The 15,257-nt window shown below is 27.1% G+C and carries 14 protein-coding genes and 1 other annotated feature; of the genes, 10 read left to right on the top strand and 4 right to left on the bottom strand.

Annotated elements, in window-relative coordinates:
• Positions 1 to 57 precede the first annotated feature (57 nt).
• Positions 58 to 279 carry a hypothetical protein gene (locus QOZ93_RS08480; protein WP_111940902.1) on the bottom strand — a complete coding sequence of 74 codons (222 nt, stop codon included), beginning with the start codon at positions 277 to 279 and terminating at the stop codon, positions 58 to 60.
• 75 nt (positions 280 to 354) lie between these two features.
• Between QOZ93_RS08480 and QOZ93_RS08475 the strand changes: the two genes are divergently transcribed.
• The 4 genes from QOZ93_RS08475 to QOZ93_RS08460 all read left to right on the top strand — a co-directional run bounded on the left by QOZ93_RS08475 (position 355) and on the right by QOZ93_RS08460 (position 5,789).
• Positions 355 to 738, top strand: a complete 384-nt coding sequence (locus tag QOZ93_RS08475; protein WP_307355883.1) for a desulfoferrodoxin family protein — start codon at positions 355 to 357, stop codon at positions 736 to 738.
• Positions 739 to 907: 169 nt separating this feature from the next.
• Positions 908 to 2,422 carry a YfcC family protein gene (locus tag QOZ93_RS08470; protein ID WP_307355882.1) on the top strand — a complete coding sequence of 505 codons (1,515 nt, stop codon included), beginning with the start codon at positions 908 to 910 and terminating at the stop codon, positions 2,420 to 2,422.
• Positions 2,423 to 2,614: 192 nt separating this feature from the next.
• Positions 2,615 to 2,855: a binding site (T-box leader), on the top strand.
• A gap of 91 nt (positions 2,856 to 2,946) precedes the next feature.
• On the top strand, positions 2,947 to 3,945 hold the full coding sequence (gene trpS / locus QOZ93_RS08465) for a tryptophan--tRNA ligase (RefSeq protein WP_307355881.1): 999 nt from the start codon (positions 2,947 to 2,949) through the stop codon (positions 3,943 to 3,945).
• Between the two features lie 251 nt (positions 3,946 to 4,196).
• Entirely contained in the window at positions 4,197 to 5,789 is a 1,593-nt protein-coding gene (locus QOZ93_RS08460) for a peptide chain release factor 3 (RefSeq protein ID WP_307355879.1), read from the top strand.
• A gap of 64 nt (positions 5,790 to 5,853) precedes the next feature.
• Here QOZ93_RS08460 and QOZ93_RS08455 read toward each other — a convergent pair whose 3' ends face one another.
• Positions 5,854 to 6,012, bottom strand: a complete 159-nt coding sequence (locus QOZ93_RS08455) for a hypothetical protein (RefSeq protein ID WP_307355877.1) — start codon at positions 6,010 to 6,012, stop codon at positions 5,854 to 5,856.
• A gap of 38 nt (positions 6,013 to 6,050) precedes the next feature.
• Positions 6,051 to 7,172 carry an endospore germination permease gene (locus tag QOZ93_RS08450; RefSeq protein ID WP_307355875.1) on the bottom strand — a complete coding sequence of 374 codons (1,122 nt, stop codon included), beginning with the start codon at positions 7,170 to 7,172 and terminating at the stop codon, positions 6,051 to 6,053.
• 94 nt (positions 7,173 to 7,266) lie between these two features.
• Here QOZ93_RS08450 and QOZ93_RS08445 point away from each other — a divergent pair, with 94 nt between their 5' ends.
• From QOZ93_RS08445 to QOZ93_RS08420, 6 genes are all read left to right on the top strand, one after another.
• On the top strand, positions 7,267 to 8,664 hold the full coding sequence (locus QOZ93_RS08445) for a spore germination protein (RefSeq protein ID WP_307355874.1): 1,398 nt from the start codon (positions 7,267 to 7,269) through the stop codon (positions 8,662 to 8,664).
• Entirely contained in the window at positions 8,664 to 9,788 is a 1,125-nt protein-coding gene (locus tag QOZ93_RS08440; RefSeq protein ID WP_111940916.1) for a Ger(x)C family spore germination protein, read from the top strand. The genes QOZ93_RS08445 and QOZ93_RS08440 overlap by 1 nt, the downstream gene beginning before the upstream one ends.
• 112 nt (positions 9,789 to 9,900) lie before the next feature.
• Positions 9,901 to 11,121 (top strand): tyrosine--tRNA ligase, encoded by a 1,221-nt coding sequence (gene tyrS, locus QOZ93_RS08435; RefSeq protein WP_111940918.1) that lies wholly within the window; start codon positions 9,901 to 9,903, stop codon positions 11,119 to 11,121.
• A gap of 182 nt (positions 11,122 to 11,303) precedes the next feature.
• A complete protein-coding gene (locus QOZ93_RS08430) occupies positions 11,304 to 13,223 on the top strand; it encodes a hypothetical protein (protein WP_307355873.1) in 1,920 nt (639 codons plus the stop codon).
• 37 nt (positions 13,224 to 13,260) lie between these two features.
• A complete protein-coding gene (locus tag QOZ93_RS08425; protein ID WP_111940922.1) occupies positions 13,261 to 13,521 on the top strand; it encodes an EscU/YscU/HrcU family type III secretion system export apparatus switch protein in 261 nt (86 codons plus the stop codon).
• 9 nt (positions 13,522 to 13,530) lie between these two features.
• Complete coding sequence (locus QOZ93_RS08420; protein WP_307355872.1) at positions 13,531 to 14,220, top strand: metallophosphoesterase; 690 nt, start codon at positions 13,531 to 13,533, stop codon at positions 14,218 to 14,220.
• Between the two features lie 168 nt (positions 14,221 to 14,388).
• On the opposite strand, the gene QOZ93_RS08415 is transcribed toward QOZ93_RS08420, so the two are convergent.
• Positions 14,389 to 15,210, bottom strand: a complete 822-nt coding sequence (locus tag QOZ93_RS08415) for a DUF2225 domain-containing protein (RefSeq protein ID WP_307355871.1) — start codon at positions 15,208 to 15,210, stop codon at positions 14,389 to 14,391.
• Between the last annotated feature and the right edge of the window lie 47 nt (positions 15,211 to 15,257).

The raw sequence follows: 15,257 nt of genomic DNA, 5'->3' as shown, positions 1-15,257 counted from the left end.
ATTAAAAAGGACTTCTTTAAGTAATGAAGATATTTAAAGAGGTCCTTAATTAAAAAATTATTTATTTTCTTTATTTAATTCAGTATTGGAATCATCACTATAAGTATAATCAAATTCTGAGTATGCAATATTATTTACAACTATATCATCTTCTACATTATCAGGAAGAGGTGTATAACTTTTATGATTCTTAGAGTATGATTTTACTGGATGGTTACCAGCCTCTAAAAAATTTCTTTCATTTGGACCATAATTAGTTTTATTATTTTTATGTTTCATAATGAAACCTCCCTTATAATTAATATTTATATATTAGTTTGCTCAAAGTTCAAAAAAATAAAAGGAGTAATTTTTATGGCGGAAAAAAATGAAATTTATAAATGTAATAAATGCGGAATAGAAGTTGAAATTTTACATAAAGGAGATGGTGTTCTAACTTGTTGTGAAAAACCTATGGTTTTAAAAAGCAGTTTCGATGGTGAAGGTGTAGCACAAGAACATATTCCTAAAATTGAGGATTTAGGCAATAAAGTAAAAGTTCTTGTAGGGGCGGTTAGACATCCTATGACAGATACTCATCATATAGAATGGATAGAAATAATAACGAAAGATGGAGTATGTAGGAAAGATTTAAAAGACGATTCTGAACCAGAAGTCGAATTTAATTTTAACAAAGATGAAATAGTAATAGTTAGGGAATATTGTAATATACATGGATTATGGGAGATAAATTTGTAGATACAAGACTGTAATTAAACAGTCTTGTTAATATATTAAGATAAATGTATTTAATGAGAATATAAATAAAATAAAAAATTAACAAACAAATCACAAAATTGTTTCAAAAATTTCAGAATAGGTGTATAATGGAATTAAATAATAAATAATTAAAAAGGGGAGAGTAAATATGGGCAAAAAAAAGAAAAAAATGGGATTTCCTACCGCATTTACAGTGTTATTTATTGTTTTAATATTAGCGGCTATTCTTACTTATGTAGTTCCAGCAGGAACTTATTCAAAACTAGCATTTGATGCGGATAAGAAAATATTCACAATTACCAAGCCAGATGGGTCAGTAAGTGAATCACCTGCGACTAAAGAAACGTTGGACAAGCTTAAAATAAAAATAGACATTGAAAAGCTTACCGGCGGTGCGATTAGTAAACCGGTAGCAATACCAGGTACTTATGAAAAGGTTGCACAAAAACCACAAGGATTTTTTCAAGTAATTTCAGCGCCAATTGAAGGAGTATATCAAAGTATAGATATCATATTATTTATTTTAATAATTGGTGGTTGTATAGGTGTACTTAATAATTCCGGAGCTTTTGATGCCGGTATAGCTAGTCTTTCAAGAGCAACAAAAGGAAGAGAATTCTTACTTATAGTAATAGTTACAATTCTTATTTCTATTGGAGGAACTACTTATGGTATGGCAGAAGAAACTATTGCCTTATACCCAATACTGGTTCCGGTATTTGTTGCGGCAGGTTATGATGCCATGGTTGCTATAGCATCTATATATGTAGGTTCTTCTATAGGTACTATGTTCTCAACAGTTAATGCATTTTCATCTGTTGTAGCATCCAATGCTGCAGGTTTAAGTTTTACTGAAGGTATAGGAATGAGACTGGGAGGTCTTATAGTAGGTACTATAATTTGTATAATTTATATTATAAAATATGCAAATAAAGTTAAAAAAGATCCTACAAAATCTATAATTTATGCTCAAAAAGAAGAAATTGAAAAGAAATTTGCAACTGTAGATGAAAAAGATGTGCCAGAATTTACACTTGCACGTAAATTAATGTTACTTATGTTTGCCGGATCATTTGGTATTATGGTTTGGGGTGTTTCAAGTCAAGATTGGAGTTTTAGTCAAATGACTTCATTATTCTTAATAGTTGGAATAATTTTAGGTATACTTTCTCGTATGGGAGAAAAAGCTTTTGTAAATAAATTTATAGAAGGTGCAGCAGATTTAGTTAGTGTTGGCTTAATTGTTGGTGTTGCTAGATCTATTAATATAGTATTAGAAGGTGGACAAATATCAGATACTATACTTAATGGAGCATCTTCACTAGTATCAGGAATGAACCCTATAGTATTTGTACTTGTAATGCTTGTAGTGTTTATAGTATTAGGATTCTTTATACCATCTTCATCAGGGCTTGCAGTTTTATCTATTCCAGTTATGGCACCGCTTGCAGATTCTGTAGGTCTTCCAAGACACGTTATTGTAAGTGCATTCCAATATGGATTAGGATTAATATCATTTATAACACCAACAGGTCTTATACTTGCAACCTTATCTATTGTAGATGTAACTTATGATAAATGGTTAAAATTTGTTATGCCTTTAATAGGAATTATAGCAGCGCTTGCGGCTATAATACTTATGGTACAAGGTGCAATAGCTTAGTAATAATTATTTAAATTTTATAAATTTATGTAACTAAAATAAAAAGTTCTATGAATAATAATAGGACTTTTTATTTTTAAATCAATATTAAAGATATAATAAAGTTTAAGTAAATAATAGTAAGAGAATAATTAGAAAAAAGGTTGACAAAAAACATTATAAGACATATTATATATTAAACAATAAATATTAATAAAGTCGATGAAGAGAAGAGTAGATTTAAAAACAGGTTTAAAGAGAGTCATTACCTGGTGAGAATATGATAGCTATGATTAAATTGAAGTGGGTCTTGGAGATTTTTAGGTGAAAAATTTTAAAGTAGCCTTTTACGTTTACTTTACGTTATAAAAGCAGGATATTATTAGTATCCTTATAAAGAAGATTTAAAAAATCTTAAATTTAGGTGGTACCACGTTGAATTTACGTCCTATGGTTAATTTTAACCATAGGACTTTTTATTTTACAAGTTAAAATATATATGGAAATCTCTTAAGATAAATTTAAAACAGTAAGGAGTGTAAGTTATGGAAGAAAATAAGAAAGTAATATTTAGTGGAATTCAGCCTTCAGGAGACTTAACATTAGGAAATTATTTAGGTGCTTTAAAAAATTGGGTTAAGCTGCAAGATGAATATGATTGTTATTTTTGTGTGGTTGATCTTCATGCAATAACAGTAAGACAAGAACCAAAAGATTTAAGAAGAAGAACTTTAGAATTATTAGCTATTTACGTAGCAGCAGGTATTGATCCAAATAAAAATACATTATTTATACAATCACATGTTCCAGCACATTCTGAGGCTGGTTGGCTTTTAAATTGTAATTCATATATGGGTGAATTAGCTAGAATGACTCAATATAAAGATAAGTCTAAAAAGCAAGGAGATAATATATGTGCGGGATTATTTAATTACCCTGTTTTAATGGCTGCAGATATACTATTATATCAAGCAGATTTAGTACCAGTAGGAAAAGATCAAACACAACATTTAGAACTTGCAAGGGATTTAGCAGAAAGGTTTAATAGACAATATAGTCCAACATTTAAGATTCCAGAAGGATATATACCAAAGGCTGGGGCTAAAATTATGAGTCTTCAAGATCCAAGTAAAAAAATGTCTAAATCAGATGATAATGCAAATAGCTTTATTTTAATTATGGATTCACCAGAATCTATAAGAAGAAAAGTTAACAGAGCAGTAACAGATAGTTTAGGAGAGGTTAAATATTGTGATGATCAACCAGGAGTTAAAAATTTAATGACTATTTTAAATTGTATAACTGGTATAAGTATGGATGAAATTGAGAAAAAATATGAAGGAAAAGGATATGCTCAATTTAAATCTGATGTAGCGGAAGCTATAGTTAATGAATTAGAACCAATCCAAAAAAGAGTAAAAGAATTGTTAGATAATAAAACTGAATTAGAAGAAATTTATAAAAAAGGTGCAGAGAAAGCTAATTATATTTCAAGGAAAACGTTAAGAAAAATGCAAAAGAAAATAGGATTTATACCTATGTAATTATAAAAAATTAATGTAGTATATGTTATAAGGTTTGCAAAGTTTATTTTATAATTTTGCAAACTTTTTATTTTTAAAATAATATAACACTTACGTATTTATTGACAGAGCTAATTAATAAAGTTAAAATCATTAAGTAGACTACTTACTGTGTAAAAACAGTGGAAAATGGGAAAAATTTAAGGGAGTATACTTTAAATTAACTATTTGGTAAATATAATTTTAAATTTATATAGAAAGAGGAGAAAAGTGTGGAGGAATTAAGAAGCAAAATAGAGAAAAGAAGAACTTTTGCTATTATATCTCACCCGGATGCTGGTAAAACAACATTAACAGAAAAATTATTGTTATATGGTGGAGCTATTAGAGAAGCGGGTTCAGTTAAAGCAAGAAAATCTTCAAAGCATGCGGTTTCAGACTGGATGGAAATAGAAAAACAAAGAGGTATTTCTGTAACATCATCAGTTTTACAGTTTTCTTATAATAATTATTGTATAAATATACTAGATACTCCGGGTCACCAAGATTTTAGTGAAGATACATATAGAACACTTATGGCTGCTGACAGTGCAGTTATGGTTGTTGATGGAGCTAAAGGTGTAGAAGCACAAACAAGGAAACTTTTTCAAGTTTGTAGTATAAGAGAAATTCCTATTTTTACTTTTGTAAACAAATTAGATAGAGAAATAAGAGATCCTTTTGAACTTATGGAAGATATAGAAAATGAATTGGGAATTAAATCATACCCACTTAACTGGCCAATCGGATGTGGAAGACATTTTAAAGGTGTTTATGATAGAGAAACTAAAAAAATTCAACTTTTCAATGGTGGAAATCACGGACAATCACTAGCAAAATCAACAATTATAGATGTAGATGATCCTAATGCAGAAGAAATTTTAGGAACAAGTTTTTATAATAAATTATTAGAAGATATAGAGTTATTGGATATAGCTGGAGATGAATTTAATTATGAAGAAGTTAAAAATGGAAGATTAACTCCTGTATTTTTTGGTAGTGCGCTTTCTAACTTTGGTGTAGAGCCATTTTTAAGAGAGTTCTTAAAACTAAGTTTGCCACCATTAGCAAGAGAATCTGATCAAGGTAATGTAGATGTTTATAGTAAAGACTTTTCGGCTTTTGTATTTAAAATACAAGCAAATATGAATAAAGCCCATAGAGATAGGGTTGCCTTTATGAGAATATGTTCAGGAAAATTCCAAAAAGGTATGGAAGTATTTCATGTACAAGGTAATCAAAAGATTAGATTATCTCAGCCACAACAATTTTTAGCTCAAGATAGAGAAATTATAGAAGAAGCTTATGCAGGAGATATTATTGGTGTATTTGACCCAGGTATATTTAGCATAGGAGATACTATTTGTAGCAATTCAAATAAGTTAAAGTTTGAGGGAATTCCAAGCTTTGCTCCAGAACACTTTGCAAGAGTTAAACCAATGGATACTATGAAAAGAAAACAATTTGTAAAGGGTATCACTCAAATAGCTCAAGAAGGTGCTATTCAGGTGTTTAAGGAACCTTTTATAGGTATAGAGGAATTAGTCGTTGGTGTTGTAGGTGTACTTCAATTTGAGGTACTAGAGTATAGACTTAAAAATGAATATAACGTAGAAATAAGATTAGAAAGATTACCATTTAGAAGTATTAGATGGATAGAAAGTTCAGAAGTAAAAGCGGAAAGTTTAAGTTTAACTTCTGATACTAAACTAGTAAAAGATCTAAAAGATAGAAATATTTTATTATTCCAAAGTGATTGGGGCATTAGCTGGGCACTTGAACATAATAAAGGTTTAGTATTATCTAATATAGGTAAAGCAGAATAATGAACAGACCATATACTTAATAAATTTTTATTAAATATATGGTCTGTTATTTTTAAATAGTATTTTAAGAATGTTTATTATTAGTAAGCATTATCATATCTATAATAAATGTAAACATGGCTATTATAAGAAGAATATTTACAAAAACACTACCAAGCCTAAATATCATACCTATTAAAATAAAGAATATAAATATTCCACCAAGCCATCTTAAAAAATTCATACGTAACCTCCTGAATAAGACTAAAATAAATTACAAAATTAGTTTTCCTTTAAAGGTTTATTTTTAGTATTACTTTTTTTGGTTTTTTTGTTATTAAATTTATCTTTCACATATAAAATTATACAACATATAAAAGGGATAAATATTAATGTTATTAGAATGTAGTAATTAAAAATATTTAATAATTTGAATAAAGTATAACAGTTATTGCTTGAGAAATAAGAAAGTATAAATACTAATACGGAAATTATTTCATTGGAATGTTTTTTATACATATTGAAGTCTTGTAAAAGTTTATTTAATGCATAGAAACAAACTATGTATTTTGAAAACATACCACCTACTAATTTAAAAATAGTAAAAAATTCTGAGTTCTCTAAGTAATTTAAGTATACAACAGGTTGGGTTTGTATAAGCTTTGGATACCAAATATTTAATGTCCTTTTATATCCGAAGCTTGATATTAAACCAGTTATAGATACTATTTGCATTTGAATAATAAATAATAAAGATATAAAAACAGTTTTTTTAAGATTTTTTTTATTCTGTAACATAGGGAAAAAACAAATTATTATAGTGAAGAATCCATACATACCTAAGGCTTGAAAAATACTTAGTATAAAATTTGGGGTAATACCATGTTCAAATATAGGTTTTAGATATACAGGATGTTTTAATTTTAAGGTTAAAAAGAATAGAATAATTCCAGATATAACTATGAAAAATAGGGAAATTATACTAACACTTAAAATTGAATTAAATCCTTTTTTTATGGTATAAAGTGCACATAATGTGAAAAATAAAGATATATACCACGTAGGGGTTTCTGTAAACATAGTTTCATGAATAGAATTAGAAAGTCCAGAATTACATTCTATTAATGTTAAAAATACGGCGATTAAGAAGGTAAATAAAAAAAAGCTACCAAAAAATTTTCCAAATGCATTGTAGTATAAAACTTTTATATTATAAGTTTCAGTATTCTTACATACTTTTATTAAAAATAGAGAAAATATAAGTATTAATATTGAAGCAATAATAACAGATATCCATGAATCTCTTAGACCATTCATCATAAATATATTTGAAAAGGTCTTCATGGATATAGAGGTCAATATTAATATAAATACTATAATATGCTTTTCAGAGATTTTTGTCATATAAATTACTCCTTTAAAAAAATTATACTTTTATAGTATTAACAAAAAATTAAGAATAAATACCCATAAAAATAATAAGTACGTGGTGATATATATGAATGATGATAAAATTAAATCCATAGAAAATACATTAAAAGGTAACTTTGACTTAAAGTGGAGAAAAATCATTAAAGATGAAGGGATGATTAATTTTGTTTTTATTGATAACCTTTGTGATACTAAATATATAGCAGATTACATTGTAAAACCAATAATTTCATATGAAGGGAAAATAGATGGAAATATAATTAAAAACCAGCTTTTAGATGCTAGTATAGTTGGAGAAGTTGAAAAAGAAAAAGAAATAATATTGCATATATTATCAGGAGATCTAATCATTATTTCAAATTACTTTAATGATATATTATTTTGTGAGGCAAAAGGATTCGTTAGAAGATCTGTCAGTGTACCACCAGCGGAGGCAGTCATAAAAGGTCCTAGAGAAGGATTTACTGAAACCATAGTTGATAATGTATCTTTAATTAGAAGAAAAGTAAAAAATGAAAATTTAAAATTTGAAACTTTTATAGTTGGAAAAAATTCTAATACTTCGGTAGCATTGTGTTATATAAAAGATGTGGCGCCTACAAAAATAGTCTCTTATATTCGAAATAAACTTCAAACATCTGAATTAGATTTTATTTTAGATATAAATTATATTGAAGAAGGGTTAAATAGACGTAGTTCAGTTTTTGAAACTTCGGGTTATAGTGAAAAACCGGATATTATAGCATCACAATTATTTGAAGGAAGAATAGCAATAATTGTAGATGGTACACCTGCTGTATTAACATTGCCATATTTTTTTATAGAAAACTTTCAAAGTCCTGATGATTATTATTTTAACAAGCATTTTGTCAATTTTATAAGAATGCAAAGATGGATAGCATTTTTTATATCTATTTTGCTTCCAGGTATGTATTTAGCTATCACTACATATCATTTTTCTTTAATTCCTACTATTTTTGTATTTAGATTAGCCAATTCAAGGGCCGGAGTTCCTTTTCCTACCATAGTAGAATTGCTACTTATGATATCTTTTTTTCAACTATTAAGAGAGGCGGGATTAAGAATTCCAGTACCTGTAGGCAGTTCTATTAGTATTGTTGGATCTTTAATTTTAGGAGAAGCGGCTGTAGGTGCAGGTCTTGCATCTGAAAGTACAGTAATTATTGTAGCACTTTGCTCTATTGCAACATCATTAACTCCTAAGTTATACAATTCAATAGCTATATGGAGTTTAATTATCATAGGATTTTCTGCATTACTTGGTTTGCCCGGATTTTATCTCGGTTTTTTTGTACTGATAAGTAGTGTAGGATCATTAAAAAGTTGTGACTATCCATATTTATTCCCATTAACAACTACTAGTGATTATAAATTGAGAGATATAATATTTAGAGGAAAATTAAAAAATATATCAAAAGATTTTCTTAAAAAGGATGAAGAATAATGAAAAAAAGAATTTTAGCTATAATTTGTTTATGTTCTTTTTTGTTGGGGGGATGTTTTAATTATAAGGATATAGATAAGGTTATTTTTGCTACAGCGGTTATTGTTGATATAGATGAAAATAAAAACACACTTTTATATGTTGAAGGATTCAGGGCAAATAAAGAGCAAAGTAATTCTATACAAGGACAAAGATTAGTATTAAAAGGGAAAGGAAAAACAGTTTTTGAAGCAGTTAGAAATTTAGCATCTATAACAAGTTTTAAGGTTAATTATGGACAAAATAAAGTATTAATGTTTACAGAAAGAACAATGAAGTATGGACTAGATAATTTTACTGATTTTTTTGATAGAGATGAAGAAGCATTATTAAGACCATATATAGTAATGTTAAATGGAGATCCACAAAAAATTTTAACCTGCGAATTAAAATCAGAACAATATATAGGAACATTTATTGATCAATTAGTAAAGAATATAAAAACTTCTTCTAGGGTAACTTTAAGTAGTTTTAATGAATATTTAAATAAGAAAAACTTCATAAATAATTGCAATGTAATTCCTATAATAGGGCTTTCAAAAGAAAAAATAGGACCAGGAGATTCACTTCAAATTATGGGAGATGCAGTTATTAAAGATGAAAAACTTGTTGCAGGTATTGAAATTAATGAAGGCCAAGGGTATAACTTTTTGATGAATAATATTAAAAGTGGTAGTTTAGAGGTTACTAATCCTAAAGAAAAAGATAAATTTGTTTCTTTAGAAATACGAAATAGTAAAACTAAGACTAAAATAAAAAAAGAAGGAGATAAAATAATTTTAGATAAGGATATTAATGTAAGGGTTTTATTATCGGAAATACAAAAAGAATTAGTTGTGGATGATAAAACACTCTCAGAATTAAAGTCCTATGCAGAAAAAAATATAAAGATGTATTCTATGAGTATATTTAATAAATTTCAAGAAAAAGGTATTGATATATTTAATATAGGTGAAGATGTTTATAGAAAATATGGAATTGATATGGGTGAGGAGGCTATAAAAAATGCACAACTGAAGTTAAGTGTTAATGTTAAGATAGATGCTTTTGGAGAAAAAAAATCTTTCCCTAAAATATCAAAATAAAGAAATATAAATTATAAAATGAGTATTCTTCTATGTTTGCAAATTATAAAATAATAGATATAATTAAATAAGTAGAAAATTAGTGAAAACCTTAAGAGTTGGAGGAAAAATAATGGCAAATGTATATGATACCTTAATGGAACGTGGTTACATTAAGCAAGTAACTCATGAAGAAATTAGAGATATATTAGGAGAGGAAAAAGTAACTTTTTATATAGGGTTTGATCCAACAGCAGATAGTTTACATGTAGGACACTTTATAGCTATGATGTTTATGGCTCATATGCAACAAGCAGGACATAGACCAATTGCTTTGGTTGGTGGAGGAACAGCATTAATCGGAGATCCATCAGGAAGAACTGATATGAGAAAAATGCTTACTAAAGAACAAATACAACATAATGTCGATAGCATAAAAAAACAACTTTCAAGATTAATAGATTTTAGTGATGATAAAGCTATACTAGTAAATAATGCTGATTGGCTTTTAGATTTAAATTATGTAGAATTCATAAGAGATATAGGAATGCATTTCTCAGTAAATAAAATGCTTACAGCAGAATGTTTTAAACAAAGATTAGAAAAAGGGTTATCTTTCTTAGAATTTAACTATATGTTGATGCAAGGATATGACTTCTTAGAATTGAATAAGAGATATGATTGTATGATGGAATTAGGTGGAGATGACCAATGGTCTAATATGTTAGCTGGGGCTGATTTAATTAGAAGAAAAGAAGGTAAGAGAGCTTATGCTATGACTTGTTCTCTTCTTACAAATAGTGAAGGTAAAAAAATGGGTAAAACAGCTAATGGTGCATTATGGTTAGATCCAGAAAAAACATCCCCATATGAATTCTATCAATATTGGAGAAATGTAGCAGATAATGATGTTGAAAAGTGCTTATCATTATTAACATTTATTCCAATGGACGAAGTTAAAAGATTAGCATCCTTAGAGGGGTCTGCTATAAATGAAGCAAAAAAAGTTTTAGCTTTCGAAGTTACTAAATTAATTCATGGTGAAGAAGAAGCACAAAAAGCACAAGCGGCTGCAGAAGCTTTATTTGGAGCAGGCGGAGATATGAGTAATGCTCCAACAGTGAATATAACAGAAGATATGCTTAATTCTTCAGTATTAGATATTCTATTAAAAGGTGAAGTTATTCCATCTAAAAAAGAAGGTAGAAGATTAATAGAACAAGGTGGATTATATATAAATGATGAAAAAATTACTGATGTAAATGCAGTATTTACATCAGAGAATTTAAAGGATGGAGAAGCATTAGTTAAGAAGGGTAAAAAGAAATTTTATAGAATTATTTTAAATAAGTAATTTTAAGTTTTATCTAAAACATATTTTTGGTTTATCTTAATTTTTATTAAATTAGATAATAAAGAAGATATGTTTTATTTTTTTATCTATATTATTACAAATTAATAAGGTTTATTATTAAATTATTTTCGTATAAAGGACGATAATAAATAAAGAATAAAGAGTTTTGGAGGAAAAAATTAATGGCTAAGGTACAAGGTATTAACTATCTTAATTATGTAGATAAAAAGAAATTACAAAGTAAAATTTCATTTAATATAGGAGAAAAATTTACAGCTAAGGTTTCTGAAATGGACCAAGAGTCAGGAGAAGCAACTTTAAAACTTAATAACGGATGGGTTATTAAAGGTAAAATAAAAAATCCTTCAGAATTTATGGAAGGAAAAGCTTTAAAACTTGAAGTAAAGGATTTTGTTGATGATGAACTACAATTAACAGTTGTTAAAGAAGAGGGTAATAAAGAAATTGAAGGGTCATTACAAAAGGTTTTAAAAGCTGTAAATCTAGAGCCTACAAAAGAGAACTTAGCCTTATTAGAAAAAATGCTAAAACATGACATAACTCTTAGTAAAGATAATATTTTTGAGGTTAAAAATCTTTTAGATTTGAAAGAAAGATTACTTCAAGGTAGTGATGAACAAGATAAATTAATTAAACTTATTTTAGATAAAAATAATGTTTTGGAATCATCCCCAGAGGGAAAATTTATTAGTGATACATTAAAAGAGTTTTTTGAAACATTAAAAAATACATCAGATGATCTTCTTATAAGCCTAAAAGAAAATAATTTAGATATATGTAAAGAAAATATTGATAGTTTAAAACTTATAGAAAAGGGGGAGGGAGTTATATTTAAAGATTTAGAGAATATAACAGCTTCTCTTGAAAAGGTGATTAGTGAAGAGGGAAAACTATCTAATAGTTTAGATGAAACACTAGGAAATAAGAATATAGGTGGTAATTTAGATTTTAATATAGGGGAAGAGGTTAGCTTTCAAAATATATTTAATTCTCAAGAAGATGTTGATATAAGTGATTTTATAAATAAAATTCAGCAAAATATAGAAAAAAACTCAAGTAATCATATAGATAAAAATATAGGAAATGTCAATAAAGAAGTAGTTCAAGAAGGTAATTCAAATATCTTTAAAGAAAATGATAAAATTGAAGTTAATACTGAAGAAAATAATATAACATTTTCCAACAAAGAAGAAAGTAATATTTTAAATAAAGAGTATATAAATGGAATAGAAGAAAATTTTTTAAATAAAGATGAAATAGAAAATTCTATAAAAGATTTTTTAAAAGATATTACTGAAAAAGAAAATACTGTAGAACCTAAAGTAACGCAGGATAAACAATCAATTAAAGATACAGATAGTATGAGAAATTTATCGGGACTTTCTAAGATTTTAGAAGGAGATAACTCAATAAAAGATACTATAATAAAAGAACTTGATTTAGAAAAAGAATTTAATTTAAGTGATTCCATAAAAAATACAAATTTAAAAGATTTAGATCTTAGTGATGATGTAAAAAAAATTATTACATCAAGTGAAAAAATAAAAAATGAAATAGAAAATAAAATTTCAGAATTAAAAAGACTTATCAATAAGGTTGTAGAATTAGATAGTAAAATTGATAAAATAAGTGAAAGAGCTATTCTTCAGGAATTACAAACACCTATAAATAACGTAAAAATTTTTAATTCCTTAACTAATCAATATTATTATCTAGACACACCATTAAAACTTATGGAGAAAGAGTTCCCATTTAAATTAATAATTAAAAATCAAAATAAAGAAAAGAAAAAATTTGATAGTAAATGTATAAAAATCTTTGCAAGTGTTAAAACATTAAATATGGGATCTATTGATAATTATATTAATGTCAATAATGAAAGTATGGAAGTTAAAATTTCATGTAATAAAGAATTTATGAAAATTTTAAATAAGCATAAAGATAGATTAATAAAAACACTTAATGGTATAGGATATTATAGTAATGTTATAATTGAAGAGAAGAAGGAAGAAGTTACTATAGTAAATTCAGCTAAGTTTTTTGAGGATCAAAGTTTTATGGCAATTAATACATTGATATAACAAAGTATTTTATTTTTATCTGGGATGTGATAAGATTATGAATAAGAGAAGAAAGGCTGCTGCTTTAAAGTATGAAAGTACTTATGAGGCACCAGTAGTTACAGCGGCAGGTGCGGGACAAATAGCAGAAAAAATAATAGATAAAGCCAAAGAAAGTGATGTACCTATAGTAGAGAATAAAGAGCTTACAGAGCTTTTAACTAAGGTGGATGTAGGAGATAATGTTCCCGCAGAACTTTATGATGCTGTTGCTAGTGTTTTAGCCTATGTTTTAGAAATAGACAGTTTAATAGAATAAGGTGATTATATGGCATTATGGGCAATTTCTGATTTACATTTAGCATTAACAACAGATAAGCCTATGAGTATTTTTGGTGATAATTGGCATAAACATGAAGAGAAGATCAAAGAAAATTGGTTAAGTAAGATAAGTGAAGAAGACACAATTTTAATTGCTGGAGACATATCATGGTCTATGAATATGGAAGAAGGATTAGAAGATTTAAATTGGATCCATAATTTACCAGGAAAAAAGATTCTAATTAAAGGAAATCATGATTACTGGTGGAGTGGGATAAAGAGATTAAATAATCTTTATGGAGATTTGAATTTTATACAAAATACTTCTTTTAATTATAAAGATTATGCTATATGCGGTACTAGAGGATGGACTTTACCTGGAGGAAATAATTTTACTAGTCATGATGATAAAATTTATAAGAGAGAGTGTATTAGATTAAAATTATCTTTAGATGATGCTGTTAAAAAAGGATACTCTAAATTTATAGTTATGACTCATTATCCTCCTATATATGAAGGTATGGAGGATAATGAATTTGTTAAAGTTTTGAAAGAGTATGGGGTAGAGTATGTGCTTTATGGACATTTACATGGACCATCACTTAAAAAAGTATTTGAAGAAGAAAGAGACGGAATAAAATATATAATGACTTCTTCAGATTATTTAAATTTTAATCCTATGTTAATAAAAGAATAAATATAGAATTATATTATTATGTTTAGTAAGATGATTTTCAAATAAGATGAGAATCATCTTATTTTTTATTAATGTAAGTAATTTATTTAAGTACTAAGAATATAAAGAAGATAAAAAAATCCTATAGAATAGATTTCAAGTGTCTATTTTATAGGTAAAATTTTAATATTATGTAGGTTTATTTTCTAGGCTTTCTTGAGTAAGTTCTTTTTGAGTTCTAGCTAGATCTTTTAATCTTTCTTTTACACCACGTGTAGTTATAACTGTGCTAAACCATTTAAGAGCGACATCATAATTTTCACAACGTCTATTAAGTTCACCTAAAAGATACATTATGGTGCTAGAATCCATGCCGTATATAGGAAAACCTTCATTTAGATAAGCATATTCAAGACCAGTTATAGCTTGATTCATAAAAAATAATTCTCGTTCTTTAGCTTCAGGAGAATCTAGCAATCTATACATCCAAGCTATTTTTAAACATGCAATACCCTTTTTACTTGATCTAGATTTCATTACTACGTAATTTAAAAGAGCTAATTTATATCTTTCAATAGCTATTTTCACATCATATGTTTCAGGATAACTTTTTTTCTTCCATTGATCACATATATTCTTTTTAACCAAATCAATTTCTATACTCTTAATTTTTGGAAAATCTGCTTTTAATGCTGCATATCCACAATTTTCACAAGCCCAAACATCATATAAGTAAGGATTTATAAATTCATAATGCATAAATAAATCGGAATCTCTATTTTTTAACTTATAAGCTGATGATTTTACAGCAATGGCTTTGAATGTCGATTTGCATACAGGGCAGGTTACAGTTTTGTGATATAAGTAAGTTTTTGCTCTATTAGAATCACTAGAATTGGTTTTAGTTTTACAAGTTTCTTTGATTTTTCTTTCTTCTTCTTCATAGATATTTATATTTTTATTCATCTGAAAGCCTAACTTTTCTAGTCCCTTAAAAATATAATTTTTCATTTAGTATCACGCCTTAATATAAATTTATGATAAAGATTTGTTATGGA

Source organism: Hathewaya limosa, assembly GCF_030815255.1.
Classification (GTDB): domain Bacteria; phylum Bacillota; class Clostridia; order Clostridiales; family Clostridiaceae; genus Hathewaya; species Hathewaya limosa.
This window is presented reverse-complemented; position numbering and strand designations above follow the sequence as displayed.